At 64.1% G+C, this 1,562-nt stretch carries 1 protein-coding gene; it reads left to right on the top strand.

The annotated features are described in order from the left end of the window. Positions 1–122 precede the first annotated feature (122 nt). Positions 123–1,528, top strand: a protein-coding gene (locus AO501_RS14520) for an IS3 family transposase (RefSeq protein ID WP_142283675.1) whose coding sequence is annotated in 2 segments (ribosomal slippage) — positions 123–489 and positions 489–1,528 — 1,407 coding nt in all. Because the reading frame shifts where the segments join, the coding sequence is not laid out codon by codon here. Positions 1,529–1,562 lie beyond the last annotated feature (34 nt).

Below are 1,562 nucleotides of genomic sequence, written 5' to 3'. Positions count from 1 at the left end.
CCCTGCGTGCCAGGGTGAGTTGAGTCCAGTGGTTCATAGCAAACCGGCCTGATGCAGGGCGAGATACGGATCAACACGCCATGAGCAGTTCGATGATGACGTCGGTGCATGACAATGAACGGATGGATGAAGCCCACCCGCGCGCCGACGGGCCGCGCCGCCGGCGTGCGTTCTCGGCGGCCGAGAAGTTGGCCCACCTGGATGCCTACGAGCAGGCCTGCGAGCACGGTGAGGGCGGTGCCTATCTGAGGCGGGAGGGCTTGTATTCGTCGTCGATCAGCGAATGGCGCAGGCAGCGCGATGCGGGTGTGCTGGCGGGCAAACAGCCCGGCGAGAAGATCGGCAAGCTGACCGCTGAGCAGGCTGAAATCGCCCGTCTCAAGCGGGAGAACGCGCAGATGAGCAAGCGCCTGGCCACCACCGAGGCCGCGCTGGACATCATGGGAAAAGCACACGCTCTCTTGGAAAGTCTTTCCGAGAGAGCGGATTCCGACGAGCAACCGAAGAAGCGCTGACCGAGGCCTACGGGTCGCTGCTCGCGGTCGGCGTGTCGACCAGGCACGCAGCGGCGTTGACTGGCGTGGTGCGCTCAACGGCGATCCGGCGGCGCAACACCGCCACGGCACCTACGCCGGCGGTGTCGCCGCAACCGGTGGTCGAGCCGGTCAACAAGCTGACCGAGTTGGAGCGGCAGTTGGTTGTGGCGACGCTCACCAGCGCCCGGTTCGTCGATCTGGCACCGTTGCAGATCTATGCCCAACTGCTCGATGAGGGCGTTTATCTGTGTTCGGTGTCCACGATGTACCGGGTGCTGCGCGAGAACAGGCAGGTCAAGGAGCGGCGCCGGCTGGCCCGCCATCCCGCCAAGGTGTGTCCGGAGTTGGTCGCGACCGCGCCGCGGCAGGTGTATTCCTGGGACATCACCAAGGTGCCCGGGCCGGTCAAGGGTGTCTATTTCGACGCGTACGTGATGATCGACATCTACTCCCGCTACATTGTCGGTGTCCACGTCCATGCTCATGAATCCGGTGTTCTGGCCAAGGAACTCATCGAGCAGGTGTTCAAGGTGCACGGCGTTCCCCACGTCGTGCACGCCGATCGGGGCACGTCGATGACCAGCAAGACCGTCGCGACACTGCTCGCCGATCTCGAGGTCACCCGATCACATTCGAGGCCTCGGGTATCCAACGACAACCCGTTCTCGGAGTCGCTGTTCAAGACGCTGAAGTACGGGCCGGAGTTTCCCGAGCGCTTCGGCTCCCTGTCTGAGGCAAGGCAATTCATGGATGACTTCGCCCACTGGTACAACCACGAGCATCGTCATACCGGGATCGGATTGCACACCCCCGCCAACGTGCACTTCGGGCTCGCCACCGACAAAGCCGCCGAGCGACGTGCCGTCCTGACCGACGCCCGTGCCCGACACCCGCACCGCTTCAGCACCCACCGTGCGCCGAAGATCCTCGACCTGCCCGACACCGTCTGGATCAACCCACCAGCCCAGGAGGCCGACACGACCGCCGCTTAACACCCGATGGACTCATCCGCCTTGACAAGTTCCG

The sequence above is a fragment of the Mycobacterium gordonae genome (assembly GCF_001417955.2).
GTDB classification, from domain to species: Bacteria; Actinomycetota; Actinomycetes; order Mycobacteriales; family Mycobacteriaceae; genus Mycobacterium; species Mycobacterium gordonae_B.
The sequence above is the reverse complement of the archived record's forward strand: the minus strand, read 5'-3'. Positions and strand labels throughout refer to the sequence as shown.